18 protein-coding genes are annotated in these 25,581 nt (G+C 69.0%); 9 read left to right on the forward strand and 9 right to left on the reverse strand.

The genetic code is table 11. The features are described from left to right. Window positions 1-5: 5 nt before the first annotated feature. Entirely contained in the window at window positions 6-1,013 is a 1,008-nt protein-coding gene (locus O0S08_RS32285; protein WP_269033219.1) for a hypothetical protein, read from the reverse strand. Window positions 1,014-1,812: 799 nt separating this feature from the next. Further along, window positions 1,813-3,036 carry an adenylate/guanylate cyclase domain-containing protein gene (locus tag O0S08_RS32290; RefSeq protein ID WP_269033220.1) on the reverse strand — a complete coding sequence of 408 codons (1,224 nt, stop codon included), beginning with the start codon at window positions 3,034-3,036 and terminating at the stop codon, window positions 1,813-1,815. A gap of 288 nt (window positions 3,037-3,324) precedes the next feature. On the opposite strand from O0S08_RS32290, the gene O0S08_RS32295 reads away from it, so the two are divergent. From O0S08_RS32295 to O0S08_RS32305, 3 genes are all read left to right on the forward strand, one after another. After that, window positions 3,325-3,804: a carboxymuconolactone decarboxylase family protein gene (locus O0S08_RS32295; protein ID WP_269033221.1), complete on the forward strand. Its 480-nt coding sequence runs from the start codon at window positions 3,325-3,327 to the stop codon at window positions 3,802-3,804. A gap of 385 nt (window positions 3,805-4,189) precedes the next feature. Continuing rightward, entirely contained in the window at window positions 4,190-5,464 is a 1,275-nt protein-coding gene (locus O0S08_RS32300) for a myxococcus cysteine-rich repeat containing protein (RefSeq protein WP_269033222.1), read from the forward strand. Between the two features lie 164 nt (window positions 5,465-5,628). Further along, window positions 5,629-6,984, forward strand: coding sequence for a hypothetical protein (locus tag O0S08_RS32305; RefSeq protein ID WP_269033223.1), 1,356 nt, complete (start codon window positions 5,629-5,631; stop codon window positions 6,982-6,984). A gap of 168 nt (window positions 6,985-7,152) precedes the next feature. Here O0S08_RS32305 and O0S08_RS32310 read toward each other — a convergent pair whose 3' ends face one another. After that, window positions 7,153-7,680: a DUF1622 domain-containing protein gene (locus O0S08_RS32310; RefSeq protein ID WP_269033224.1), complete on the reverse strand. Its 528-nt coding sequence runs from the start codon at window positions 7,678-7,680 to the stop codon at window positions 7,153-7,155. Window positions 7,681-8,486: 806 nt separating this feature from the next. Here O0S08_RS32310 and O0S08_RS32315 point away from each other — a divergent pair. Genes O0S08_RS32315 through O0S08_RS32325 form a run of 3 tightly spaced genes read left to right on the forward strand, consistent with a single transcriptional unit; the run spans window position 8,487 to window position 13,556 of the window. Continuing rightward, window positions 8,487-10,850 carry a protein kinase domain-containing protein gene (locus O0S08_RS32315; RefSeq protein WP_269033225.1) on the forward strand — a complete coding sequence of 788 codons (2,364 nt, stop codon included), beginning with the start codon at window positions 8,487-8,489 and terminating at the stop codon, window positions 10,848-10,850. After that, window positions 10,847-11,842 carry a hypothetical protein gene (locus O0S08_RS32320; RefSeq protein WP_269033226.1) on the forward strand — a complete coding sequence of 332 codons (996 nt, stop codon included), beginning with the start codon at window positions 10,847-10,849 and terminating at the stop codon, window positions 11,840-11,842. The genes O0S08_RS32315 and O0S08_RS32320 overlap by 4 nt, the downstream gene beginning before the upstream one ends. Before the next feature lie 16 nt (window positions 11,843-11,858). After that, entirely contained in the window at window positions 11,859-13,556 is a 1,698-nt protein-coding gene (locus tag O0S08_RS32325; RefSeq protein WP_269033227.1) for a hypothetical protein, read from the forward strand. Between the two features lie 3 nt (window positions 13,557-13,559). Here the strand turns inward: O0S08_RS32325 and O0S08_RS32330 are convergent, their stop codons facing one another. Further along, window positions 13,560-14,336, reverse strand: a complete 777-nt coding sequence (locus tag O0S08_RS32330) for a hypothetical protein (protein ID WP_269033228.1) — start codon at window positions 14,334-14,336, stop codon at window positions 13,560-13,562. A gap of 1 nt (window position 14,337) precedes the next feature. Here O0S08_RS32330 and O0S08_RS32335 point away from each other — a divergent pair, with 1 nt between their 5' ends. After that, window positions 14,338-14,499: a hypothetical protein gene (locus O0S08_RS32335; RefSeq protein WP_269033229.1), complete on the forward strand. Its 162-nt coding sequence runs from the start codon at window positions 14,338-14,340 to the stop codon at window positions 14,497-14,499. Window positions 14,500-14,893: 394 nt separating this feature from the next. Here O0S08_RS32335 and O0S08_RS32340 read toward each other — a convergent pair whose 3' ends face one another. The 4 genes from O0S08_RS32340 to O0S08_RS32355 all read right to left on the reverse strand — a co-directional run bounded on the left by O0S08_RS32340 (window position 14,894) and on the right by O0S08_RS32355 (window position 23,668). Then, window positions 14,894-18,073 carry a hypothetical protein gene (locus O0S08_RS32340; RefSeq protein WP_269033230.1) on the reverse strand — a complete coding sequence of 1,060 codons (3,180 nt, stop codon included), beginning with the start codon at window positions 18,071-18,073 and terminating at the stop codon, window positions 14,894-14,896. 419 nt (window positions 18,074-18,492) lie between these two features. Continuing rightward, window positions 18,493-19,023: a hypothetical protein gene (locus O0S08_RS32345; RefSeq protein WP_269033231.1), complete on the reverse strand. Its 531-nt coding sequence runs from the start codon at window positions 19,021-19,023 to the stop codon at window positions 18,493-18,495. Between the two features lie 69 nt (window positions 19,024-19,092). Next, window positions 19,093-22,293 carry a peptidoglycan DD-metalloendopeptidase family protein gene (locus O0S08_RS32350; protein ID WP_269033232.1) on the reverse strand — a complete coding sequence of 1,067 codons (3,201 nt, stop codon included), beginning with the start codon at window positions 22,291-22,293 and terminating at the stop codon, window positions 19,093-19,095. Window positions 22,294-22,318: 25 nt separating this feature from the next. Further along, window positions 22,319-23,668 carry an SUMF1/EgtB/PvdO family nonheme iron enzyme gene (locus O0S08_RS32355; protein ID WP_269033233.1) on the reverse strand — a complete coding sequence of 450 codons (1,350 nt, stop codon included), beginning with the start codon at window positions 23,666-23,668 and terminating at the stop codon, window positions 22,319-22,321. Window positions 23,669-23,739: 71 nt separating this feature from the next. Between O0S08_RS32355 and O0S08_RS32360 the strand changes: the two genes are divergently transcribed. Then, window positions 23,740-23,904 carry a hypothetical protein gene (locus O0S08_RS32360; protein WP_269033234.1) on the forward strand — a complete coding sequence of 55 codons (165 nt, stop codon included), beginning with the start codon at window positions 23,740-23,742 and terminating at the stop codon, window positions 23,902-23,904. A 7-nt stretch (window positions 23,905-23,911) separates the two neighbouring features. On the opposite strand, the gene O0S08_RS32365 is transcribed toward O0S08_RS32360, so the two are convergent. Continuing rightward, window positions 23,912-24,100 carry a hypothetical protein gene (locus O0S08_RS32365; RefSeq protein ID WP_269033235.1) on the reverse strand — a complete coding sequence of 63 codons (189 nt, stop codon included), beginning with the start codon at window positions 24,098-24,100 and terminating at the stop codon, window positions 23,912-23,914. Window positions 24,101-24,222: 122 nt separating this feature from the next. Between O0S08_RS32365 and O0S08_RS32370 the strand changes: the two genes are divergently transcribed. Continuing rightward, window positions 24,223-25,527, forward strand: coding sequence for an RCC1 domain-containing protein (locus O0S08_RS32370; RefSeq protein WP_269033236.1), 1,305 nt, complete (start codon window positions 24,223-24,225; stop codon window positions 25,525-25,527). The last annotated feature ends 54 nt before the right edge of the window (window positions 25,528-25,581 follow it).

Here is a 25,581-nt window from a genome sequence, read left to right on the forward strand (position 1 = left end):
CCCTGCTAGCGCTTGTACGCCAGGGACTCGAACACCTGCCGGCAAGCCTTGACTTGCGCCTCGAACGGGACCTTCGGCTGGCCCATGTCGCCCAGATAGTCGCAAGTCACCTGCAGCGTCTCGCCCTCGCCCGCCTCGGCGAAGATCCGCTCCTGCTGCATGTCGTGGGAACCTGCGCGGATGAGGCAGGCCGACTGACCGGCCACCGACGCGCTCTCGCAATCTTTCGCGTCGATCTTCTCGGCCGCGAGCGCCTCGCTTCGCTTCACGGGGCGCACGGCGACGGTGATCACGAGCGGCTGCGGAGTGTCCTCGCGCTCGCCCGAGCGGTCCTCGATCTTGCCCAGGATCTCGCTCTTCAGCACGGCGCCGTCGGGTCGCTGCGAGACCTCGAGGAGCCGGGCGTCGTACGAGAAGCTCAGCGGCAACTGCGGATGGGTCCACTTGCCCTCGCCGGCGCTCGCCAGCTTGGCCGCCTGCGCCGGCGCATGGACCGCGAGAGTGACGATCCCCGGCGGGCCGGAGGCCAGGAGCTGCGTCTTGCCGCCATCGCAGAGGATCTCGTCGCCGCCGACGTTCGAGCTCGGCGGTCCGCAGTCGGGCAGCTTCTCGGCGATGTCCTTGATGGTCGTACCGCCGCCCGCCGTGAACACCGCCCCACCCACGCGCGCCCCTGCCGGGAGGTCCGCGAGCCTGACTCGCACGGAGGTGACGCGATCGCCCTCGAGCGTCGCCCTGTAGGGGCCGGCGAGGAGCGCGTCGGCCGTCTCGCCGGGCTTGATCGCCAGGCCGACGGCGTCGAGCTCGGCGCGGGTCATGCCGACCCGGACGAGGCCGATGCCGACGCCCGAGACCAGCTCGGCGACATCCGAGGGGTCGGCTGCGGGCGTCTTGCTGGTGACGGGGGTCGCCTCCGGGCGCGCGGCCGGAGCAGCCTTGGGTTTCTCGGCGCTGCTGCTGCATCCGAGGGCGAGCACGACGAGGACGGCACACGAAGTCGAGAGGCGATGCATTGTGATGAGCTTCTTTTGGGGATTTGAGGATGGGGGTTCATCGAGCGCGGCTCGAGATCCGCGCCGGTGATCTCGGCGAGGCACCGCGCGACGGGGACATGCATACGCCGTCCGTGAACCCCATGGATCGGGGATATATATTGCAACGCGCCAGCGAGGTCCATCGTTCCCAGCTGCGGTACGCGTGGCGTGAGTTTGCGTCGCAAAGCAGGACCCCGCCCGGGCTGCGACACCGTCGAACGGCCGGCATCTAACGGGCGGAGCTCTGTCCACCGGACGACGTCACGACTCCTTTTGCGATGAGGACGAGGAGGCCACGTCGATCGAGATCGAGCCCCCTGATTACCGGACAATGTCGGTGGTACTTCGACGACGGTGCGGTGGCTGAATCCGGCGACGGCGCGGTTTGAGCGGCATGGCAATCGATCGAGCGCGGCCTCGCCACCGGACCCCACAGCTACCCAGCCCCGCGCCTCCTGTCGCTTCGACCAGCGAACCCACCCGACCTCCGCGCCTCCTGTTCGAGGTGGTCCACCACACGGACGTCAGGACAGCGCGGCACTCGAGTCGACGTCCGTGGTCGTCGGCTCGGTCCCCTCAGTCGTCGTCGCCGAGCTCGCGCTGTCCGTGGTGGCCCCGACCTGCGGAGAACGGCAGTCCCGCTGTGCTGCGACGGCGAGCTCGATCCTGTCGGCGTCGAGCTGATGGAGGACCTGCGTCTGTTCTCGTGGTGCTACTTCCGGCTGCGTCCCGGTCCTGAGTGCGCCTCGTAGACGCGAAGAGCTGGCCGCGCGGACGGTCAGGCGGGGACGACTGCGTAGAGGGCCTGGGCCTGGGCCACGCCGCGCAGGCGGTGGCTACCGAGCGCGACCAGGCGCGTGCGGGCCACGGACAGGGCGTCCGCGAACGCCTGCGAGACCAGGACGTCCTGCGCAAGCGGGCGGCACATCGCCGAGATCCGCGCGGCCTCGTTGACGGCCGGGCCGATGACGGTGAAGTCGAGACGGGCGGCGCCGCCGATGTTGCCGTAGAACACGTCGCCGAGGTGCAGCGCGAGGTAGGCGCCGGTCGCGGGCAGGCCGACGGCGACCCGGCGAGCGCTGACCTCCGCGAGTGCGGTGAGCGCCGCGTCGGCTGCCGCGAGCGCGCGCCTGGCGGCCTCGGCGGTGCTGTCGCCGACGGGGAACATGCCGAGCAGGCCGTCGCCGATGAACTTCAGGACGGTGCCACCGTGGGCGTGGATCGCCTCCACCTGCGGGTCGGCGTAGTCGTTGAGCAACGGGAGGACGAGTTCGGGGTCCGTCGAGTCGACCATGCTCGTGAAGCCCTTGAGGTCGCTGAACCACACGACTGCGCGGATGCGTTCCGCGACGCCGCGAGCGATCGCCCCGCGCAGGACGCGTCCGCCGGCGTCGCCGCCGAGGTAGGTCTCGACCACGGTTCGGGTGATCTGGCGGACCGTGCATGACAGCATCGCCGCGGCGAGGAACGGGCCGAGCGCGGCGACGAGGCCGACGTCGGCCTCGGCGAAACCGGCGGGCGCGTCGCTGCCCCACGACGAGTACACGCAGTCGAACTCGCCCATCTTCACGGCGTCGCCGAGCCGGTGGACGCACGCGATGTAGTCCGTGATCCCGGTCGCCGCGAGCTCCGCGAGCACCGGGAACGGGTAGCGGCCGTCCGCCGGCGGGCACCGGAAGCGATACAGCGACTCGCCCTCGGCGAGCAGGTGGTGGAACGGGCTCGCCACCCACATCGGCGCGGTCGGCAACGACGCCTCGCGGGTGATCTCGTCGCACTCGATACCCACGTCGCGCCGCCAGGTGTACAGCCGGCCGCCGACGAGCGGGTGCAGCGTGTCGACGCCGACGATCATTCGCGACAGCGGCACCCCGCCGGCGACCAGCCGGTCGCACACGCCTTGCACGACCGCGAGCTCGGGCACGCCGGCGAGAGTGTCCTCGGTGATACTGCGCGACAGCTCGATCAGAAGGCTCTCGCGCGCGTGTGAGCTGGCGGTCATCGGCTCCGGCGAGCCATCTTGGCAGCACCGGGCGTTCGGGGACAAGCGAGGGCAGGCCCGCGCGTCGGCGACTCGCCGCGGTCGCCGCGGGGCTGCCGGTGCGCTCGTCGCGGCCCGCCTGTCCAGGCGGCTCGCAAACATGTTTGAGGGGACCCAGCGGCGGCCTGAGCCGCTTACGGGCCAGCCTCACGATTTTTTCGCGGGCCATGTCACAACCGCGGGGGGCTGAATCGTCAGGTCGATGAACGAGCCGCGGCGAGGCGCTGCGGCCGCGAAGGAGACCGTGTCATGCAAGCTCGAATGAAGAATCCCGTGTTCCTGATGCCCGAGGCGCTGCAGGCGCTGCACGCCCTCGGCAAGGCGATTGGCAAGGGGCTGCCGGCGTCGACGATCCAGCTCGTGCACCTGCGCGCCAGTCAGATCAACGGCTGCGGCGTGTGCGTCGACATGCACGCGCGCGAGCTCAAGCAGCACGGCGAGAGCGACGTGCGCCTGTTCGGCGTGGCGGCGTGGCGCGACACTCCCTTCTTCAGCGAGGCCGAGCGGGCCGCGCTCGCGCTCACCGAGGCGCTCACGCGGATCGACGATCGTCCGGACGCAGTGACCGACGAGATCTGGGCCGAGGCGGCGAAGCACTACGACGAGCAGCAGCTGGCCGTCCTGGTCCTGAACATCGCGCAGATCAACCTGTGGAACCGCTTGAACGTGGCGGTGAAGCAGGTCGCGCTCGGCCGTGCCTGGACCGCGGACGACATGAAGGCGGGCTGAGGCGGCGAGCGGCCTGGGCGCGAACGAAGCGGCTTCGCGCGCCGCTGCCTGCGAAGTCGCTACACGCTCGAGCAGCGACGCATTCGCTACGGTTTCGGGAACGCCCCCGACAACGACGACTGGATCGTCGACTGTCATGCGCAGGCCGACGTGCAGGCGCTGCTCGACCTGCTGGCGGCGAACCTGGCCCAGCTCCCCTGAATGTCCGCCGACGTCTCGATCGTGTGGTGAGAAGTCCTGGCATCGAGACAGGACCGCGCGATTCGCCGCGCGTCCTGCCGTCGGCGCCGGCGCTCGCGTTCGCTGGGTACAACGGGCAATTGCGCACTCGAGCCGTCATTGACGCGGCTTGACCGCTGTATCGCCTGCGGGGATCCTCCCCGGGATGCGAATGATTCGAGGGTGTGTATGGGGGATGCCGGCGCTGGTCGCTGGTTGTTTGAACAACAATGTCACGGTCACGACGACGGTGACAGATTCGGTCGGGGACACGTCGACGACGGATAGCTCCGGCGACGCGTCGAGCAGCGAGTCCGGGACCGAGGGGTCGACGACCGAGGAGTCGACGACCGAGGGTTCGACGACCGCGGGTTCGACGACCGCGGGGTCGACGACCGACGCGGAGAGCACGGGAGACACGACCGACAGCGCCGGCGACACATCGGACGGGACGAGCACGACCGGGGACACGAGCACGACCGGGGACACGAGCACGACCGGAGACGCGAGCACGACCGACTCGACCGGCGAGGAGCCACCGGTGTGCGGCGACGGGGTGGTCGCCGGCGCCGAGGAGTGTGACGACGGCAACGTCTTTGACGGCGACGGCTGCTCGGCGCTATGCGTGGCCGAGCCGATCAAGTACGCGGTGATCAGCAGCCACCCCGGCGGCAGCGTCGCCTTCTCGGTGTTCAACCTGCTCGCCAATTGGCTCGAGACCAAGGTGACGCGGCCGTCGCTCGGCGTCAGCAAGCTGTATCCGGCGGTGTCCGACCACCACGTCTACGTGCTGGCCGACGTCGGCAACGAGATCCACCGATACGATATGTACAGCGGCGAGTGGCAGGCCTGGGCGCTGGCGCCGGCCGTGACCGAGAACGCCGCCGGGTACCTGCAATGGGTCGGCGACGGCCTGTGTATGGGCTACTGGACCGTCGACTTCGTGCACTGCCACGACGGCGAGTCGTGGCGCACGATCGACCTCACGATCAACCCCGGGCTCGTGTCCGCCTGGGATCCGGTGGAGAATCAGCTGTACGTCAAGACGTACAAGCAGTTCGGGTTCCAGGTCGTCGACCTCGACACCGACGAGATCGTGCGCACGATCCTCGACGCCTCGGTGACCACCGAGCTGAGCTTCGGCGCCTACGCGCAAGGCGTGTTCTACACCGCCGACGGGACGGGGATCTACCGCTTCCACCACGAGAACGGGGCCAAGCTCAACACGATGATTCCGGTCGTGGGCACCAAGCACACCGGCGACTTCCACCCGACGAACGGCAAGCTCTACGTGGTCACCGACAACGGCGGCAACGTGCAGTCGCTCATCGAGTACGACCCGCTCACCGGGGCGCCGACGACGCTGCCGAAGACCTTCACGTTCAGCAGCACCAGCGCGTCGTTGAACCTGCGGTTCCAGCGATCGGCGAAGAAGAAGTAGAGGCGAGGTCGCTCGTCCATTACGGGTGAGCTGCCACACGGGTCCGGCGCGCGCGGCGCGGCGGGACTCGGCGGGAATGCCATGTCCAATCATAGGAGTCGACGATCATGAGAGCGCGAATGAATCCACTTGACCGGGGCCCTTCTGCGGCCGACTGTGGTCGCATGCGGAACTCGTCCTGGTGCGCGTGGGGCCTGCCGATGGCCCTCGTGGGCTGTCTGAACAACAACGTGACCGTGACGGGGACCATCTCGGGGTCGGCGGGGGAGATGACTGCGACCGAGGGGGCGGAGACCGACAGCGAGTCAGGCACCGAGAGCTCGAGCACGACCGAATCGACAGATACGAGCACCTCGGACACGAGCACCTCGGACACGAGCACTTCGGACACGAGCACGTCGGATACGAGCACCTCGGACACGAGCACCTCGGACACGAGCACCTCGGACACGAGCACCTCGGACACGAGCACCTCGGACACGAGCACCTCGGACACGAGCACCTCGGGCACGAGCACCTCGGACACCAGCACATCGGGCACGAGCACGACGACCGAGGGCACCACGACGGACGATACCGGCGAGACCTCGATGGGCGAGACCACCGAGGGCGAGATGGCCTGCGGCGACGGCGACCTGGACGCGGGCGAGGGCTGCGACGACGGCAACCTCGATGCGGGCGACGGCTGCGACGCTTCGTGCGCCGTCGAGGCGCCGAAGTACGCCGTGCTGGCCCAGCGCCCGCCGTTCTCGACCCGGTTCTACCTCTACAACGTCCAGGCGGGGTGGACCGAGCAGTGGGTGACGCTGCCGGCGAACCTCGGCACCATCCTGCTCACCCCGGCCGTGTCCGCCGATCACGTGTACATCCTCGCCGAGGATACCAACATGATCTGGAAGTACAGCCTCGACGCGGGCACGTGGAGCATGCACGGCCCCGGGCCGGCGGCGCTGCCGAACACCGCCGGGTTCATGGAATGGGTCGGCGACGGGCTGTGTCTGGCCTACTGGACCGTCAAGGAGCTTCATTGTCACGACGGCGTCGCGTGGCGCAAGATCCCGCTCACGATCAGCCCCGGGCTCGGCGCGTCGTGGGATCCAGCGACCAATGAGCTCTACGTCAAGGCGTACACACAATTGGGGTTCCAGGTCGTCGACCTCGACTCCGACACGCTCGTGCGCACGGTCGCCGACACCTTCCTCGCCACGGAGGTGTCGTTCGCGGCCCACGGGGCCGGTAAATTCTACCAGGCCGACGCGACCAAGATCTACGCGGTCCCGGAGCACGGCGGGGCCTTCATCGACACCGGTTACTTGACCCCGGGGAACGACATCGCCGGCGACTTTCACCCGACCGACGGCAAGCTGTACATGATCGGCGACGTCTGGAACACCACCAAGCACGCGCTGCTGCGTTACGACCCGATGACCGGCGTGACCACGGACATCTCGGTGCCGACGTGGTCCGTCTTCGGGAGCATGCAGCCGACGCTGCGGTTCCAGCGGCCGAAGTACGAGTAGCGGCGCCGGGGCGGGCGGCGCCGCGGCGAGGCAGGATCCCCGCGAGGGGCGCGCGGGGATCCTGATGCTCCGCTCATTCGCGCGAATCTCCACATGCCCGCGTGCTGGGTCGCGGCACCCACGGCGACCTCGGCTACGGCAATGATCAGAGCATCGGCGAAGAGCCCGTCACACCGGCCCCAGGCGCGCGGGCTCGGCCGTCTCGCGCCCCGCCCCGCGGCTCTCCGCCAGCCGGAGCTCGCGCTCGAGGAAGTAGTTCAGCAGCGTCCGCAGGACCACGATCGCCGCCAGCTGACCGATCACCGCCAGCGTCGGCGCGACCGCGGTCTTGAGGATGTCGGCCGCCAGCTCGAACTCCAGCGCCAGCGCCAGCGACTTGCCGAGCTGCAGCCGGATCTCGTCCTGATACGTGTCGCGCGGCGAGGCGCGGTGGGGCAGGTGCGGCACGAAGCGGGCCAACGCCCGCAGCACCGCGGCGGCGATCACCAGGGCCCCGCACAGCTCGGCGAAGAACGTCATGTACTGGACGACGGACGCCAGCACCATCTCGGTGGCGCAAGCGCCGGGGATGGCGTTCTCGCAGGTCTCGCGGGCGGGCTCGACCGCGGCCGGTTCGGCTGCCGCGCCGTGCTCGATGCGCACGGTGAGGGGACAGGCGCACAGCAGCAGCGGAGCGAGGCGGGAGAGACGCACCACGCTGCGATCATGGTCGACGCCGCCCCGGCCAGACGCGGCCGCGGCATCGTCTCGCCCGCAGCGCCCGGCTCCGTCGCGGCGAATCGCCCCGGCGAGCTCGCCGGCGCAACATGCGGGCCGCCCACGGGCCAGCGTGCTCGGCCGTAGCGAACAATGGCGCCGCGGCTCGCATCGATCGGGGCGCGCTGCGCGAGATGGGTTCGAGCCTCGCATCGTCTGCCGAGGGTGGCTGCATTCGTCGCCGTGCTTGTACGACGACCTCGCGTTCTCGACGTAGTGTTCGCATCGCTGGCATCGGGCGCGAGTCGCAAGCCGACGAATCAAGAGAAGAAGGTAAGACCGCGAAGCGGTAAAGGACCCCGACGAACAACAGGCGAAAGTACCGGGGCGTGGTTCGGGAGCCCACGCTGCCCGGCAGCCCGGAGCCTTTCGAGCGCGAGATACCGTCGATGCTCCGCATGGCAGTTCGGTCGGAGCTGGCGCCACCCGCGCCGCAAGAATGGTCGGACGACGCCGTCCACCTCCTGGACGAGAGCTTCTGCGAGGGTCCGTTCAATCGCTACATCTTCGCCGAGCCGCTCGCCGAACGGACACGCACCAACCTCGTAGGTCGGTGGAAGCCGGCCACTCCTGCGGCGGGCCGCGCAGCTCGACGCGTTGAGCCGGTCGGTCCTCGGGCGCCCCTTCAGGAGTGGGAAGCGTGCAGGTACACGGTGTTGGGTCCCTCGAGTTTGCCCACACACCCGCACCCCAGGCAGAGCGCTTCGCTGTAGCAAGGGATCGCGGCTCCATGGCATCCTCGCGCCGTGGACAGCGGCCAACACTCACCCTTCGAGAATTTGGAGGAGACGATGGCCGTGGCGGATCCCAGGCCGAACGACGAGCGCACCACGGGTCGGCCCGCGCCGGCGGGGCCCGTCGAACCTGTCGGCCACGACAAGGAGCGCAGCGGCATGGTGGTCCACGGCCGCTTCAGGCTCAAGCGGAGGCTCGGCGGCGGCACGTTCGGCGAAGTGTGGCTCGCGCGTGACATGGTCACCCCGAGCGAGGCCGCCCTCAAGATTCTGCGGACCCGACATCCAGACCCGGGCGTGCTGCGCCGTTTCGAGGCGGAGTGCGAGGTGCTGGCGAACATTCAGCACTGCAACCTCGTGACGGTCCGAGACTTCGGCGTCACGCCCGACGGCCACCCGTTCATGGCTCTCGAGCACGTGCCGGGGCAGAGCCTCGGCGATCGCCTCGAACGTGGCGGTCCGCTCCCGTGGCGCGAGGTGGTCGACATCGGCATTTCGCTCGCCGGGGCCCTGCAGGCGCTCCATGACGGCGGCGTGATCCACCGCGACGTCAAGCCGGACAACGTCGTCGTCGGCCCTCGCGGGGTCAAGCTGATCGACCTCGGCCACGCCAAGGTCCTGGCGGAGTTCGACCGACTGCGCCCGCACTCGACCCCGATCCCCCCGCGCCAGCCGACCCGCGAAGGCTGGGCGATCGGCACCCTGGGCTTCATGCCGCTCGAAGCCGGCCACGTCGAGCCCAACCCGCGCTTCGACGTCTACGCCCTGGGTGCGACGCTGTTCTGCCTGTTGACGCGCAGGGTCCCCGAGTGCGGCGAGGCGCCGCCGGCGGTGCGAGAGCTGGCCCCCGGCGCCGAAGTCCCGCCCGACCTGGAACGGGTCCTCGCGGCCGCCCTCTCCTTCGAGCCAGACGACCGGATCGCCAGCGCGGCCGAGCTCGGCAGGAGGCTCGAGGCGGTCCGCGACGCCCATCCGGAGCACAGGCCGCTCCCTCTGTTCGACGGCCGCTACGAGCGCATCGAGCTCCTCGGGAGCACGCTCAAGACCGACGTGTTCCGCGCCTATCACCGGGGGAGCGGGATCTACGTCGCTCTCAAGATCTTGACGGACGCCGGGCGCAAGGACCCGGACCAATGTCGCCGACTCGAATTGGAGTCGCGGATCCTGGCCGCGCTCGAGCACCCGACCCTACCCCGCTACTACGATTATTCCCCGGAGCTGGGATACCTCGCAATGGCCCTCGCGCCGGGCACCGTGGCAGCGGCCTACTGCTCGCCCGCGACGCGCCTTCGTCCGTTCGAAGTGGCGAGCGTGGGTCTGCAAACCGCTCGAGGTCTGGCCGCCCTTCACGCGATCGGCGTGCTTCACCGCGACGTGCACGCGCGCAACGTGATGATCGACCTGCGCCGCGATCCCCTCGTCACCCTGCTCGACATGGACTGCGTGCAGCTCAGCGATCGCTTCTACGCCAGGGTGCCGCTGCGAAACCCGACGCTGCCGGAGGATCGCGTCCCTCCGCTGCCCCGGCACGAGGGCGCGGAGTGGTCGGCGCCCGAGACCCGGCAGGGCAAGCCGTGGACGGAGCGCAGCGACGTGTACTCGCTCGGGCTCCTGCTCTACCGGCTCCTGACGGGCAAGGTCGCGACTCGTCGCGGCGAGCCGATCGATCCGCCCCAGCGCCACGCGCCGAACTGCAGCGAGGACCTGGCCGACGCGATCATGCTCGCCCTCGAGGCGGATCCCGACGACCGCGTGGACATCGCCGGCCTGATCGACCACCTCGAGCTCGCGCTCGCGGTGGAGCTGGGCGAGCACGAGGACAAGGACGCAGCGCGCGTACCGGCCACCTCCGTCGCCGCGACCACGTCCACGATGAACTCGACCACCGCCAGCACGACGACGGCGCCGGCGTTCCCCATGACGACGCCGGGCGCCCCGCGATGGGTCCGGGGTGCGTCTCTGGCCACCGTCCTGGCGGTCGCCGGCATCGGCGTGTGGTCCACCTGGCCGAAAGGACAGGTTGAGCAAGGTTCCGCACCGCAGGCGACAGCGACGCCCACCAGCGTCACGCCTGACGCAACGGCTGTAAGGCCCAGCCCCGAGACGCCCGCGCGTCGTACCGCTCGGCTGCCCGAGGCGCGCGAAGCCCTTTCTGACGCCGTCCACGCCGCCGCACTGCGCCACTGCGCCGAGCTCGCGGGGGGCTTGCTCATCGTCGAGTTCACGACGGCCCCAGGACGGGACACCTTCGCGAAAGTCGCCCCGGTCGGCGAGGACGCGCCGGAGCTCGCTCGCTGTGTTCTCGACGCCGCAGCCGCCATCCGCTTCGAGCCCGCACGTGACGCGGTCACGTTCACCGAGGAGTACACCCCATGAGCGCCGCCACCAGCGCCCTCTCGCTCCTGCTCGCGCTGCAACAGGCCGCGCCGGCGACCTGTCCGACCGGAGACAACCGCTGCAAGGCCGAGCTCTTCGTCCGGCGCGCGAAGGACGAGGCCACGCCGCCAGAGCACCGCGCGAAGTATCTCCTCGCGGCACACCGGTTGTATCTCGGCCTGTACGATAAGACAGGTGATGACCGAGATCTGTGCGCGGCACGACGGTCTTTTGAGCAACTCCGCAAGGCGCACGCCGACGCGCAGCCGGCCAGCCTCGCCGAGGCTCTGACCGAACTCAGGACGCGCGAACAGCTCCGCAAGCCGCGTTGCTCGGCCGAGCGAGAGACCCGTCCGACAACCTCCAAACCCCGGGTCGCGCGGGTGAGCCCGCCGCCGAGGAGCGAGCCGACTCGCGCGACGCCAGTCGAACCGCCGGCACTGCAGGCGAGCGCCGCGGGCGTCCGTGGAGAGGATGATCTTCTGCCGCCGCTGGACGCCAACACGCGACGGCGACCCGAACCGCCCTTTGCGGAACCAGTCCGGCCGCCGCCCGACGCCGCTCCTCGACCGGGGCGTGAGGCGCCGGTCCTGGCGCTCGTCCCGACCGTGCCAGGGCAAGACGCAGCACAGGTCGTCCCGGGCCGCCGGCTGGCGATCGCTGGCGGTCTGACGCTCGGCGCCGGGCTGGTGCTCGGAGGCGTGGCTGCCTACGCGGCGGCGAAGATGGTCGACGCGCGAAACGATGGCTTCACCTTCCAGGACACACCCGTCGACGCGGACGACGCCGCCGCCTTCGACCGCGACACCGAGCTGCGGGCCGATTACCAGAGCAAGGCCAACATGACTCTCGGGACAGCACTCGCCGGCGGCGCCGCGCTCGTCGTCGCCGCCGTGCTTCTCGGCGTCGGCGCCCGCCGGCTGGCGCGCAAATCTTCGCAGGCCGCCCTCCTCCCCGTCCCCGGCGGCCTCGTGCTGCGGGCACGTTTCTGACGATCCGGAGCCATCGATGTCCCGCCCCCTCTGCCTGCTCTCCCTGCTCGCGCTGGCCTCCGCCTGCGTCGCACCGTGGCCGCCGCTCGAGCTCTGCCCCGAATCGGGCTGTAGCTCCGGCGAGCCGGGAACGTCCTCCTCCGGGAGCTCGGACTCCCCGGTGCCCACCGGCGACGTGCAAACGGTGACCGGCGCCAGCGCGACGACGGATGACGACCCCGGTCCCACGCCCACCACCCTGACCACGGGCGAGCCGGACGACGCACCGCCGGTGATCGAGCTGTTCGAGTTCGAACCCTCGATGCTGAGCGAAGCCGGGCCCTCGATCGCCACGCTGAAGGTCCGCGGCAACGTCACGAACGTCCAGATCTCGCGGGAGGGGCAGATCGTCGCCAGCGGCCCGCCCGACAGCCTCGAGTACACGTTCGAGGTCACGTCGGCGAAGTTCAACAAGGAGCCGCACACGTTCACCGCGCGCGCCTTCGACGGCAAGGGTGGGGTCGCCGAGGCCACCGCCGAGGTCGAGGTCAAGCTGCCGGCGTCCGGGGCCGTGCGCTGCACGTTCCAGGACACGCTGGTCGCCACTCAGAGCGGCATCAACAACCTGGTGTTCGACGACGGGGACGTCGTGGCGATCGGCTTCCGCGACAGTGGCGGCGGCCCGCGGACGACGCTCTGGCGCTTCGACCCGAAGTCGTGTGCCCCGCGTCCCGGATGGCCGCGCACCGTCCAGGAGTGGTCGGCATCGCAGGTGGTCAAGAACGCCGCGTCGGCCGGCGTGGCGGTGGCGCTCGACGAAAACGGCTATCTAGCCATCGCCGGCAACCTGATCGAGGGGGGCAAGACACGGCCCTACGTGGCGCTCCTGACTCCGGAGGGGTCGCTCATCTGGGAGACCACCGGAGAGCTCGGCGACCAGGCCGCGGGCGTGGCCAAGGTGCGGTGGCCCCACGAGCGAATCGTGATGGTCGGCTCACGGCTCACGAACGCGAACCCGCCCAGGTACGACGGGCTGGTGATCGGGTTCCACGAGCAGACGAGCCCATGGGTCGACGTACTCAAGGCGCCTTTCACGGCGAACGAAGCACACAAGGACATACCGAACGACCGGAGCGAGAAGGTGCTCGCCGTGCTGGCCGATCCGGACACCGCCGAGGTCTTCGTCGTCGGCGAGCGCGAGTTCCGGCCAGCGGAAAACGCTCCGGACACCTTTCAACGGACCTTCGTCATCCGCTTGTACCCCGATGGCGGCCGCATCAGCACGTGGACCTCGAGCGGTGATTTCCTCCCGCACGACTCGGCGCGCTCACTCAAGCGCTGTGGCTCAGCCCTCCTCGCTGGCGGCTGGACGCGAGACAAGCCCGTGGGCTCCAAGCCGCAGCCCCTCGTGCGGTGGATCGACGCCGCGGGCACCTCGGCGGGCCGCCGCAGCGAACCGCTCGCCGACACGCAGACGTTCGGGATCGATTGCGACCGCGAGGGCAAGGTCGTCAGCGCCGGTGCTCGCACGCTCGGCAACCAGACCGATGTGGCACTCTACGCCTTCCTCGACCTGGACGAGCCGCTGGTCTGGCAGGCCCAGCATGACGGCCTCGACATGGCGGACGACGGGGCCGCGGGCCTGGCGTGCGACAGATGGGGATTCTGCGCCTGGGGCGGCTTCGAGACCGTGAACGGCACGGTCCGCGCCATCCTTCGGGTCCATGCTCCTTGATCGCTATTGAGGAATCAAGGCGTCGCAGAGCGGCCGGACCTTCGACACCACGTCGGTGAAGAAGGGGCCGTAGCTCGGCGCGCAGATCGACCCGATATAACCGTGCTCGACCATGTCGGCGAAGATGCGGAGACGACCGGTTGGGTCTGGTGGCTCGCCCGGAAAGCAGAGGCTCGGCCAGATGTCGGAGTCGCTCGTAATGACGAGGACGAGCACGGCGTCCTTGTCACCGCCCTTGGCCGCATAGAGCGCCTCGACCCAGTCTTCCGGCTCCCCCTGCGAGTCCCCGTCGCCGTTGTCCTTGATGAGGGTGACGACGAGGAGCGCGTCGTCGCGGAGGAACCCGTCGTTGCACCGCTTGTAGCCGTTGAGATCGTCGGTGAGCGCTGCGACCATGGCCTCAGCGGCGCGCCCACCATCGCCACCGATGCCCACAGTGGCGATGCACTCGAACGCGGCGAGCGGGTCCGGCTCGCCCTCGATGAGGTAGCGACGTCCGCCGAACAGGTCGCACCGGCGGTTGGTGGCCTTCTCACCGATCGGGAAGACGATGCCCGCACCGACCTTCTTGTCGCAGGCCTGGAGCGGGATGCCGCACGCCTTCTCCATACTGCCTGGGTCGCAGTCCTCGGGGTCCGCACACAGCGAACAGTCCCCCATCTGATACACGGCGTCGCCGTCGGTGACGAGGATGTGCCGGTCGAAGTCGGCAAACTCCGCCTCGATCGCCCCGATGAACTCGGGATAAGCCGCGAGCAGCCGCTGCTGGGCGTTCGCCATCGTGCCGCTGCTGCTGATGACGAACAGAAAGTCGATCTTCCCCTGGCAGCCGAGCGGGGCGGGCATGCCGCCGTCCGGAACAGGCATGTCGAGCTTCGTCTCGCCGCTGCTGCCCGCGTCCGCCGAAGTCGAGGTCGAGGAGGACGTGGAGGTCGAGTCCTGACCCTCCCACCTGGTCGAAGAGCTGCCGCCTGACCCGCTCGTACTTGGCGGCACGGTCGTAACGCCCGGTCCCGAGCTGGAGAACCCGCTCGTACCACCGTCGTTGCCGCAGGCCAGAAGCGAAGCAAGCACGAGAGCTGAGCGCCTCATCCAAGGCAGGGTAGCAAAACGCGCGCACCCGAGCAGCTGGACCGGAGACCTGTTGGCGGCAGCAGCGGCGCGATCTCCGCGACCGACAAGCGTCATCGGGGGGCCAGACTCCGCGCGGAGCTCACTTCACCTGGCCAGCGCCCTTCCGAGGGAGAGCATGAGCAAGGCGATCGGGCGGGCGACCCACGCACCCGTCAGCGACCGAGAGCCACCCTCGGCGCCGGCGCATCACGCCTCAACGGCCGCTAGAACCAGGGGATCGGCCACGACGGCTGCGGAATGCTCGTCCCACCGATCAAATCACCGAACTTGTCGAAGATCGACTTCGTATGGTGACCGAGCTCGTTCCAGAGATCGACGATGAGCTCACCGTTCGCCGCTTTCGTGATCCGCTCGCGCAGCATGTCGGCGGTAGCGCTGCCATCGGGTCCCGTATTGACCCAGCGCCAGTATTTCTGCATCTCACCTCCGCTGAACAGCCACTTCTCGAGCTTTCCGGACGCGTCACGCCGTCGCCGCTCGACCATGTCCACGGCCTCGGCCGTGCCACTGATCGTCGATTTCGACCAACGGCTGTAACTCTCGAACGCACCCTGGGCCGTGTATGTCCACTTCTGCAGGACTCCGGCCGCGTCTCGCACCACCGACTCGGCGAGGTCGGCGCCGACGGCCGACCCGTCCACGGCCGAGCGCCACCACTTCGTGTGGCGCTGGAGCACCTTTCCGGGGCTCCAGATCCAGCGGTCGAGGACGCCCGACACGTCGCGGACGGTCTTCTCGATCAGGTCCCCCGCCTGCGCAGCACCGTCGCTCGCCGAACGCCACCACTTCGTGGTGGTCTCGAAGACGTGGCCCGCAGCGCTCCACGTCCACCGCGTCAGGGCCCCGCTCGCCTCGCGGACCGTCATCTCCACGAGATCTTGCGCCTCCGCCGCCCCGTTGACCGTCGAGCGCCACCAGCGACGGCTCGTCTCGAACACGCCCGACGTTGACCAGGTGACGGCGGTCAACAGGCCCGACAGATCACGGATCTGCCTTTCGACGTTGTCAATCGCCGCGACCGTCCCGTCGACCGCCGAGCGCCACCACCGGTGGTAGCTCTCGAACACGTGCTCCGCCCGGTACGTCCACCTCTCCAACACGCCCTGGGCGCTGCGAATGATGCGCTCCACGATCTCCGAGTCGGATAAGCTTCCGTCCGGCAGCAGGTTCTCCCAGCGGATGAAGTGCTCTAGCACCCCCTCGGCGGTGTAGAGCCAGCGCCTCACCTCGCCGCCTAGCTCGCTGATCAATCGGTCGACCACCTGGCCGCCGGCCTTGACGATCTCGCGGGTGTAGCGGCCGTTCGCCTCCCAGATCTCGCGTAGACGCTCGCCACTCGCATGGATGATCTCGCGGACGTAGGACCCGGCCGCCTCGAACTTCTCCTTGATCGCCTTGATCAGCGCATCGACGGCCTTGTTCGCCTCGCCGGCGAACGTGGACCACCAATCGACTGCGGTCTCCACCAAGCTCTTCGGCAGGCCCTTCTCCACCAGGCCTGCGATCACGAGGTAATCGATGCGCGGCGAGGCCCGCTCGCCCTCGTTGGGCGAGACCATCCACTCATCGAACTTCGTCGAGCCGTAGGCGAAGTTGTCCCATCTGGCCGGGTCGTTCGCCTCGAACAGCGCGATCTGCTCATCGACCCGCGCCATGTCGCGGGCCAACCACGCCCACAGACCATTCGGATTCCCGTGCGTCCGGATTCCCCCCCAGAACTCCTGTACGAATGGAGTCAACAGGGCGGTCATCTCCCGCGAATTCTCCATTTCTGCCACGAAGGACCAGGCGGTGTAGCTGGTCACGTCGGCCTTGTTGAATTTCTTCAGGAGCTGCAGACTGAGAACGAAGGTGAAGACCTCGATGATGCCATCGGCGTCGAGCCAGCGGTCCAGCGCCTCCATGGCCCGCATCAGGACCGACCGCCAGCTGTCCTTCCCGAGGGTGTCGGGCATCTGGTCGAGGATCGCGTTGACGGCAATCCCCGCGAGTTCGGCCTCCTGGAACTCGCCCAGGAAGTAGAGACGAAAGACCTCACGAATCGCGTCGGCGAGGACGTTGCGGAACTGCTCGACCACCTTGTCCTGCACTTCCGCGGGCAGCGGATCGATGACGAGAGCGTCATTGAGCGCCCACACCGGCTCGGTCCCGAAGTCGATCGAATAAGGGATCTCGATCTTCAGCGAAGACAAGACGCCCCCGAGGTAATGCGCCGCCAGATTGGCGAGGTACGGCGCGACCATGTCGACGACCGTCTGCCCGAGCCCGACCGGCAGATCGACCTCCCACGGCCGAATCTGTGCCGTGCTGAGCCCGAGCGCGGCGCCCACCGTCTTCAGGGCATAGACCTCGTGCGGGAACAAGAGGAACGCCTCAGGCCCCTTGTGCGCCTTCGGCTCCTGATTCGGACCGCTGAACAGGTTCGCGTATTGATCGTCCTTCTCCTCCCACTCGCCCTCGAGGTAGCTCGGGTGCGTGCTCGAGTGGAGCCGCCACTGATGGATGACCAGGTAGTCCATCCATTTCTGCACCAGATCCTTGGCCTTGGCACGCACCGCAGGCGATGAATTGGGGCAATGATAGGCGTAGTTGCACGCCGCCATGATGGCCCCGAAGCTGTCCTTGGTCATCGGGCTGTTGCGCAGCCGCTTCCCGTTCTTGTCCCAGTCGTAGTCGTCCGGGTGACGGATCGGGTGTTTCCGCCCGAACCCGTCTTGGTTGCCCCAGCTGTGCGTGGCGAGCGTATCGAGGAACTTCTCGACGGCCGGGTTGACCGACTGCGCCTCCCAGGCGTCCGGCTCGTAGTTGCCCGTGACGAGCGCAATGATAGCGATCGCGGTATGCAACCCTCCTTCGCCGATGGTCATCGGCGTGCCCTCGGGGATCTTGCGGTCGACGACGTACCCGTAGTCATCGACGAAGCCGTACTGACCCTGCCACGGCGACAGCAGCTGCTTCCTCACCGTGTCGAGGTACGCATTGGCTCGCGGCCGCACGATCGCAACCTCGCTCACCACCGCGGCGAGCCTGGCCTGCGGGTACGCGGCGCCGGAGCGCAACCTCGCCGCGCGAACCGGAAGGTTCGGCTGGACCGGGATCCCGCTTTCCAGGAAAGGCGGGGGCGCCGGCGGCAGGAGCGTGTGCGCCGGCGAGAATCCGCCGAGCACATGAGTCGCAGCGCCCGCGAGCCACAACTCCGAATCCGCCTTGCATTCGGTGAGCTCCGCGAGCGGTTGAATGATGTGAACAGTGAAAGGCTTCGCCGGCCCGGTCCGGCCGGCCGGCGAGCCCGGCATCGGGATCATGTATTCGCTCGGCGACGAGGCCGCTGCTGCCGATTCGCCGCGACGGCCGTCCGCTCCCGGTAGATTCGACATCCCCATGGTCATTTCCTTTCTGATGAGACTCGCACGCGCTCCTGCATCGATGCGACGAGAGCTGCTTGCGACCCCACCAACTATGAGGCGACGCCCAGCGGCGCAAGACAACCGGCCGGCCGGTCTTGTTCGGGCACGGCCGGGAAGCTTCTTCGAACACGATCAATCCCCCTGCTCGCCTCGACTCGACATCCGCGCGAACTGGCGCGAGTGCTCCGACGCAATCTCGACTCCCCAGGAATCCCCCGCAATTGCTCGTTGCGCAGGCACCGCGGCGCGGGCCTGCAATTGCGGCCGAAGCGAAAAGCCGCATCGCTCGACGCCGTGAATCGCGCGCAAGTGTCGGCGTGCCGCTAGCGCTCACAGCCCGAGTCCGAGCCGCACCGGCATCGCCAGAAAGCCCGGCGACTTGCGCTCGAGCTCGATCATCCGATCGTGTTCGCCAGCGTGCGCACCACGTACAGCTTCGGCTGCGCCGCATCGACCACCAACTGGGTAGGTCCGCCGTCGGAGCAACCGCAAAGGCGAGCGCGGCGCGAAGATCTGCGCGGGTCGCCAGGAAGTCGGCAAGCGAGACGTCGGCCTCCCTCGTGAACACGTCGCGCAGCTGCTTGACGAGTCGCGCCGCATCGGCCTTCGCCAGCGCTCGCTCGGTCGCCTCCTCGCGCGCCCGGGTTTGGCGCCATGCTCGGCGCGATGCCGCTGTACGACCTCACCGCCCGCGCGAGTCCGCCGGGGTACGCCGCGCTGGTGTTCGCTCGGTACTCGCGGTCGGCAACGCGGCGCTCGCGGCCTCCGACGTCCTCGGCGCTCTCCTCGGCTTCGACCTCGCGGACGATCTTGCCCTTGCGGCCCTCGGGCTGTGGGTCGCCGAAGTCCGGGATGTCGACGGGGCCTGTGTCGCTCTCATCGGCGCCGCCCATGCGCCAGCCGATGCATTCCGTCGATCGCGTCACACAGGTTAAGCGGGCGCCCTCGGCAAACGGGCGCTCGATCCCTATTCTTGACGTAGGTCCTATCGGCCGTCAGATCGTCACGTCCGTCGTCGGGAGCCGAATGTCGAGCGTCTTCTTGCGCCCTCCCAGCTCGATCTTGTACTTCCCGAGCCGGACCCTGAACGCCGCCTGCCCGGAGCCGCCGGTGGTCAGCGTCTGCACCACCTTGCCGTGCTCGTCGAACACGGTCCCAGCGACCGGCGCGCCGCCGTCGTCATGATAAACCACGACGTCGCTCCACCCGCGCGGGACCTTGATCCGCACCTTCTTCTTCGTGCCCTCGACGTTCACCGTCTCGTCCGCCTCGACGCGCTCGTTCGGGTGAGTCGGGTTCTCGGGGTAGACCACGTGCAGGCGATACTCGCCGCTCCGCAAATCTTCGAACACCACCAGCGACTTCTTGCCCACCACCAGCGTGCCGAACTCCCGGTCCAGCTTCTCGCCGCTGATGGTGACCTGCGCGCCCACGGCTGCGCCGCCGGTCGCCTTGCGCACCCAGACCGTGAGGTCGCCCCGCTGCTCCGGCTTGCCCTCCAGCGAGGTCTCGAGCGTGACCTCGGTCGTCATGTAGCCCTGGACCTCGGCGGATTGCGTGACCCCGTCGACGCCCTCGATCGAGACGTCGTACGTCCCCAGCGCCAGCCCCTCGAACTTGGCGATGCCGGCCTTGTCGGTCTCCGCGCCCGCGTACGAGGCCATGTCGGCCGACAGGACGACCGTGACGGTCTGTTTCGGCGGCGCCCCGTTCGCGCCGAGGACGCGAACGATCAGCTCGCCGTGCGTCTCCGGGTCTCGCGGCGTGGGCGGCGGAGCCGGCTTCATCCCAACCAGACTCTCCTGGTAGACGTGGAAGAACTCGATCGGGTTGTAGTGCCAGACGTGCGTCACGTTCGCCGGCAGCACGTCGCGGGCCTTGTCCCACCATTGATAGGGTTCCAGCGCCTCCCACAGACCCATCGTGCTGAATTGTAATTCGTCGAGCCGGCCGATCATCCGGTCGAGGTCCAGGTTCCACTCGCTGCGAAAGCGACACGCCGTGCGCCGCAAATCGTGGCAGGCGTCGCTTTGATAGAACATGAAGATCTCGGACTCCGTGACGATCTTGTCGGGCACGAGGTCGACCCGCTCCAGGATCGTCGCCGGGAGGTCGGCGTGGAGGTCGTCGTCCTTGTCGTCGATCACGTCCCAGCTCGGGAGCAAGAGCTCCTCGGAGAAGACCTCCCAGTGGAGCTCCTGCCGGAGCTCCTGCCCGCCGGCCTCGTTGAAGCTCGCGGCCCGGCCGGACTTCCAGAGCGGCTTGCCTCCCGAGATCGGGACATCGAGGCCCGACACCACCTCGGCGAGCCCGTACTTGTCCAGCTTCGCCACCGCCGCCGCGAACGCCGGGTCGATCGGCTGGTGCTTGCCGCCGCCGGCCGGCGCGTCTTGCTCCTTCTCGGCCAGCTCGAACGCGGTCTTCCGCAGGAACTTGTCGGTCTTCCCGCCCTTCTCGACGACCCCGTCCCAGTTCGCGCTCTTGTCCGGCCACGGGTGCTCGGCCTGAAACGCCTTGATCGCGGCGTCGAGGTCGTCATCTGCGACGCCCGTGGGCTCGGTCCGCGTCTTCAGGAAGCCCAGCGTGATCAGCCGGCGCTCGACCCATTCGATGTCCGCGGTATTGGTCGAGCCGAACGCCACGTCGGCCTTGATCCGGTGCGCGTCGGCTTCCTCGCGGTCGCGGAGGTCCTCTGTCGGGGTCTCCTCCTGCTCGGCAGCCGCGTCGGTTCCGGCCGACAGCCTGGCGCGCTCGATCCACTCGATGTCGGCCGCGCGCGCCTCTTTCAGCGTGAGCGGCTGGAGGTTCATGAGGAGGCAATAGAAGGTACGATTGGAGTCGGAGGCGGACTTCTCCGCAGCAGGCTCGTCGCTCGCGTCTTCCGCCGGGAAGAGGTGGTTCCACGTGTGGCCCGAGACCTCGACGACCCCGTCCGGCCACTGCTCCGGATGCTTTTTATAGGGGTTGTCGATCGTGCACTGAAACGCCTCGATCGCCTCGCCGAGCTCGGCCTCCACGTTGCCATCATTCAGCCGGGCGGGATCGGCGGGGACGTAGTACCCCAATTCCTGCAGCCTCGCCTTGACCTTGTGGACCGCCGCGGGATCGGTGACCTTGTACCCGACGCCGATCTTCCCGCTCTTGAGTCCCGCGGGCTCCGGCTCCGACTGCGGCGCGTCGGGCCCCTTCTGCATGCGCTCGAGGACCGCCTGCGGGACCTCGTGGCGGATCAGGATGAAGCTCGTGTGCCCGAACGTCCAGCTCCCGGACGCCTCGCTGGGCGCGAGCCGGGCCGCGACGATCGTGCCGTCGCACGGCGCGTGGATCAGGCTGCCCGCCTTCGTCGGGAGATGCACCCCGCCGTGCCAGAAGTTGTTGGCGCCCAGGGGGAAGTAGCCGCCGTAGGACTGGACCTCGACCCGAAGGTGAAGCCGCTCTGCGAGCTCCGCATCGAATGCTATCCCCAACGGGTCGAAGACCTGCCGGGGTCCCCAGGGACCGAGCTCCTCGAGCACGGCCAGGGGATCGAGCCTCGGGCTGTTTTTCTTGTCTCCGAGCTCTCGTTCCCAGGACTCTCCGCCCTTGATCCGCGTGAACTCGGGCCTGTCGGCCTTGAACGGCGACGCGATGACCTCGAAGTGGAGGTGCGGCGCGCCTGCCTTGCCGGTGTTCCCGACCTTGGCGATGGTCTGCCCCGCGGCGACCTTCTCGCCCACCAAGACCTGAATGGAGCCCGCCTGGCAATGTGCGTACCAGAACAGGCGCTCGCTCTCTCGCTGGTAGATCCCCACGCACGTCCCGTACCCGCTGGAGGCGCCGTCCCACTCCTGCGTGTGCACGACGAGCCCGTCGGTGACGGACAGGATCGGCATACCCTCCGCGCCGCTGCCGAATCTGAGCTCCTTGACCCCGGGCGCGAGCTGCCCGAGATCGATGCCCTGATGGAAATGAAAGTAGTTGGCCGTGAGCTTGCGCGGATAGAGGAACGCTCCCGCCTCGCAGCCGTTGCTCCCGCCCTTGTTGGGGCACGTGAATTTGACCCCCTTCGTCTGCAGGGCGCGGTACTTTTCCCGGCACGCGCTCCCGAGCAGTCGATCCGGATTCAACGTCGCCTGATCGAGGTCGAGACACGGCAAGGGCCGCTTCATGACGGTCCCCGGGACGGGGTTGCGATAGATGACTCTCTCGGGCGGCATGGGTGCGCTCCTGTCGCTCGTCACGTCAGCGCTGCGACGGCGCGGCGCTCACGTCGCGCGCGCAGCGGAAGCCGCTGTACACCGATTGATGCATGTCGAGGCATTGCTCGCCGCCCTCGAAGGGCGCCGAGCTGCCGCCCCACGCCGGCCCGCGGCCCGTCGTGTTGAAGTCACAGTCGCTCAGAGCGGCACGCCCGGGTACGGCCGCGCGCGTCACCAGCTCCGAGACGCCGCCGATCATGTCGCACAGCCCCTGCTCCGTGTTGTCCTTCGGGAAGCTGCAGCTCTCCCGCGTCCCCTGCTCGATCGTGAAGCCGGAGCGGTCGCACTTCACCTTGGGAGAGTACCCGCCCCCCCAGGAGCAGGCGTACTCCGAGTTCCGGCTGCGCGCTGCGAACTCCCACTCGACATCGAGTGGGAGCCGCTTGCCCACCCATTCACAGTATTTCTTCGCCTCCCAGCCGGCGACACAATTCGCCGGATGCTTCTCGCGCCCTGCCTTCGGCGCTTTCTTCTCCTGAAACACCTCGATGCTGCACGCCTGGCGATCGTCCGTGATCCGGGTGCCGCCCGCGAGCACCGGGTCGTCGACGCAGAACCCGGCCTCGTAGCACGCGTGGAACTGCTCCGCCGTGACCTCGGTGCGGTCGAGGTCGAAGGTCGGGACATCGACCTCGTAGGTCTTGATGTGCGGCCAGCCCTCGAAGTCCTCGTAGGCCTCGTGGATGTCGAACTTCGGATCGTAGTGAGGCGGCCCCGGCGGCCCCATGCGGAAGTGACCGCCGGCGATCCGGATCATGTCGGACCCGGGCGCCAGGACCACCTCGCGCACGTATGATTTGCCGGCCTCGAACTCGATGTCCTCCATGAAGCCGCCGAGGCCGTCCGCGGTGAGCCGGAGGCGCAGCTTGCACGCCGGGATCGCGGTCGGCTGGCCAGCGGCGCCCGGGACTGCCCAGTCCCCGAGGAACACCGCGGGGTTCACCGGCTTCTGCGCCGACGTCCTCGCAACGACGCTCAGCTGCGCGACCTTCAACCCCGCGAACTCCTGCGCGCTCACTGTCGTCAGCGCACCGGCCGCCACCTCCACCGAGGCGCTGGCCTTCCCGCAGGGGCCGTCGACCTCGACCGCGTGCTTGCCGGGCGCGACGACGAGCGGCTCCAGCGGCGCGTTCCCCCTGGGCTGGCCGTCCACGGTGACGGCCAGCCCGGGCGGGACGTCGAGCGCCAGTCGAGCCTCGGCGGGACCGGGCTGCGCGGCGGCACCAGACTTCGCATCGCCGGACGACCCCGGGTCCGGCCGTTGCCCGCACCCTCCCAGGGTCAAGAGAGCGAGGAAAAGGGATGTTCCGGGGCGACGCTTGAAATCAAGCATGCGTGTGCTCCTGAAGGTTGCGGAAGTTTCGCCGCTTGCGTCGATCGTGAAAACCGGAAACATTGGCGGCGATGCGTCCGCCGGAGCCGCAAGACCCGGAGCCGAGGGAGGACTCGACCCCTCCCGAGCCCGCGGAGCCCAGGCTCGTCGGGACCTTCGCCGCGGCTCGCTCGGCCAGCGAGCGCGACACGTTCAACACGCTCGAGGTCGGCCCGCGCTGGTCGTTCTCTTCGTGACCTCGCCTCAGCCCCCGTGAGCCTCCTGCAGCGGCGATCGCCGACCGTCCAAGCGCACCGTCGCCTCGCGGCGGTAGAGCGCCTGGAAGTGACGCAGGGCCCGCTCGCGGCCCCCGTCCGGCGTCGAGGGCTCGCCGTGGTAGAGGCCGAGGCTTCGCAGATGCTGCGCGGCGCCTCGCCAGTGGTTCGCGGGCATGAACTCGTACTCTCGCCGCGAACGGGGAGCCCGTCGCGGGTGAGCTCGACACCTACCTCGCCAGCGCCGGGCCTCGGCCGGTTGAGCCGCTGAGTTGCGCTTGCTATCGTCGGCGGCGCGGCATGAAGGCGGCGGTGTTGTTGGCGACGTGCGTGCTCGCGTCGTGCGGGTACGGCTCGTATGTCCACATGCCGTCGAGCGCGTGCCGGGCCGACTTCTGCCGGCGGGCGGGAGGCTGCTGCCCGACGCTCGCGGAGCTCGACGGGACGGTGAAGCCGCGCCAATTCTCGGACGGGTGCGTGCTGCTCGAGAACGGCCGGGTGCTGTGCTCCGATCGCAACCGCGACGGCGCGGCCGGCATCGGGCGCGTCGCCGTCGGCAAGGACATGCCGTGGCTCGCCGTCCGCGACATCGACGACGGGATCGAGCTCGCCACCGACGCCGGGTCCTCGCGCTGCGTCGTGCGCACCGGCGGCGCGGTCGACTGCTGGGGAAACAACACGCACGGACAGATCGGCGGGGCGCCGGGCGTCCATCGTGCGCGGCCAGGGCGGGTCCTCGCGGTCGGCTCCGCGTCGGCGGTCGAGTTCACCGAGGGGGCCGCCTGCGCGCTCCGGGAGTCCGGCGAGGTCGTGTGCTGGGGCCTCGGGGTCCGTATTCTGCGCGGGTTCATCGACGCGGAGGAGTGCCCGCGCGATCGCAGGGGGCGATACGCGTGCTGGGGACCGCGCGGGAAGCGAGTGATGATCGCGGACGCGATCGACCTCGCCGGCAGCCTCGACGGCTTCTGCGCCGCCTTGTCGAATGGACAGGTCCATTGCTGGGCCCGCGATCGCAAGATGTACGCCGATCACCAGCCTCATCTGCCATGGGTCTACCCGCCCGCCGCGCTGGCCGGAGCGCGCGACGTCGTCGCGCTCGACGGTAACGTCGGCCGGATCTGGGCGCTCGACACGGGCGGCCACATGTCGTTTTGGGGGCGCTTTTCTGCGGGCGCGAGCGCGTCGTCGAACGCGTGCGAGGTGATCCCGTCGGTCCCTGTGCACAAGCCGTGGCGAATCGACGACTTCGGTGACATCACGGCGATCGCCAACGAGTGCGGGCTGCGCTCCGACGGCCGCGTCGTGTGCTGGACCTCCCGCTCCGGGGCCGAGCTCGTCGACGACCTCGGCGGTGTCACATCGTTGATTCCGGGCCTCGGTCCGCGCGGCGAGCGTTGCGCCCGCGACGCGCAGGGCGAGGTGTGGTGTTGGCGCGACGGAGCCCCGCCCGTGCGCTGGAGCGGGCTGCCCGACCCGTTTGCGTCGAAGTATCGCGACGGTAGCGAGTGCTCGATGCAATGCCCGGCGTTCGCCCAGATGGGCTGGTCCTGGGCCACCGAGCCGGCGCAGCACGCCACGGTCGCTCCGCCGCCCCCGCGGGGATGAACTCGTGGGCGCCGCTACCAGGTTCTGGCGCGCGGCCGTCAGAGCGCAGCGACT

Origin of the sequence: Nannocystis punicea, assembly GCF_026965555.1 — a bacterium.
Taxonomy (GTDB): Bacteria; Myxococcota_A; Polyangia; order Nannocystales; family Nannocystaceae; genus Nannocystis; species Nannocystis punicea.

Excerpts from the sequence above, each read along its gene's own strand:
- O0S08_RS32365 (WP_269033235.1), bottom strand. The coding sequence starts at position 24,100 with ATGCCCGCGAACCACTGGCGAGGCGCCGCGCAGCATCTGCGAAGCCTC.
- O0S08_RS32340 (WP_269033230.1), bottom strand. The coding sequence starts at position 18,073 with ATGGGGATGTCGAATCTACCGGGAGCGGACGGCCGTCGCGGCGAATCG.
- O0S08_RS32305 (WP_269033223.1), top strand. The coding sequence starts at position 5,629 with ATGCGGAACTCGTCCTGGTGCGCGTGGGGCCTGCCGATGGCCCTCGTG.
- O0S08_RS32290 (WP_269033220.1), bottom strand. The coding sequence starts at position 3,036 with ATGACCGCCAGCTCACACGCGCGCGAGAGCCTTCTGATCGAGCTGTCG.
- O0S08_RS32285 (WP_269033219.1), bottom strand. The coding sequence starts at position 1,013 with ATGCATCGCCTCTCGACTTCGTGTGCCGTCCTCGTCGTGCTCGCCCTC.
- O0S08_RS32355 (WP_269033233.1), bottom strand. The coding sequence starts at position 23,668 with ATGCTTGATTTCAAGCGTCGCCCCGGAACATCCCTTTTCCTCGCTCTC.
- O0S08_RS32320 (WP_269033226.1), top strand. The coding sequence starts at position 10,847 with ATGAGCGCCGCCACCAGCGCCCTCTCGCTCCTGCTCGCGCTGCAACAG.
- O0S08_RS32300 (WP_269033222.1), top strand. The coding sequence starts at position 4,190 with ATGCGAATGATTCGAGGGTGTGTATGGGGGATGCCGGCGCTGGTCGCT.
- O0S08_RS32330 (WP_269033228.1), bottom strand. The coding sequence starts at position 14,336 with ATGGCGAACGCCCAGCAGCGGCTGCTCGCGGCTTATCCCGAGTTCATC.
- O0S08_RS32360 (WP_269033234.1), top strand. The coding sequence starts at position 23,740 with ATGCGTCCGCCGGAGCCGCAAGACCCGGAGCCGAGGGAGGACTCGACC.
- O0S08_RS32295 (WP_269033221.1), top strand. The coding sequence starts at position 3,325 with ATGCAAGCTCGAATGAAGAATCCCGTGTTCCTGATGCCCGAGGCGCTG.
- O0S08_RS32325 (WP_269033227.1), top strand. The coding sequence starts at position 11,859 with ATGTCCCGCCCCCTCTGCCTGCTCTCCCTGCTCGCGCTGGCCTCCGCC.
- O0S08_RS32370 (WP_269033236.1), top strand. The coding sequence starts at position 24,223 with ATGAAGGCGGCGGTGTTGTTGGCGACGTGCGTGCTCGCGTCGTGCGGG.
- O0S08_RS32350 (WP_269033232.1), bottom strand. The coding sequence starts at position 22,293 with ATGCCGCCCGAGAGAGTCATCTATCGCAACCCCGTCCCGGGGACCGTC.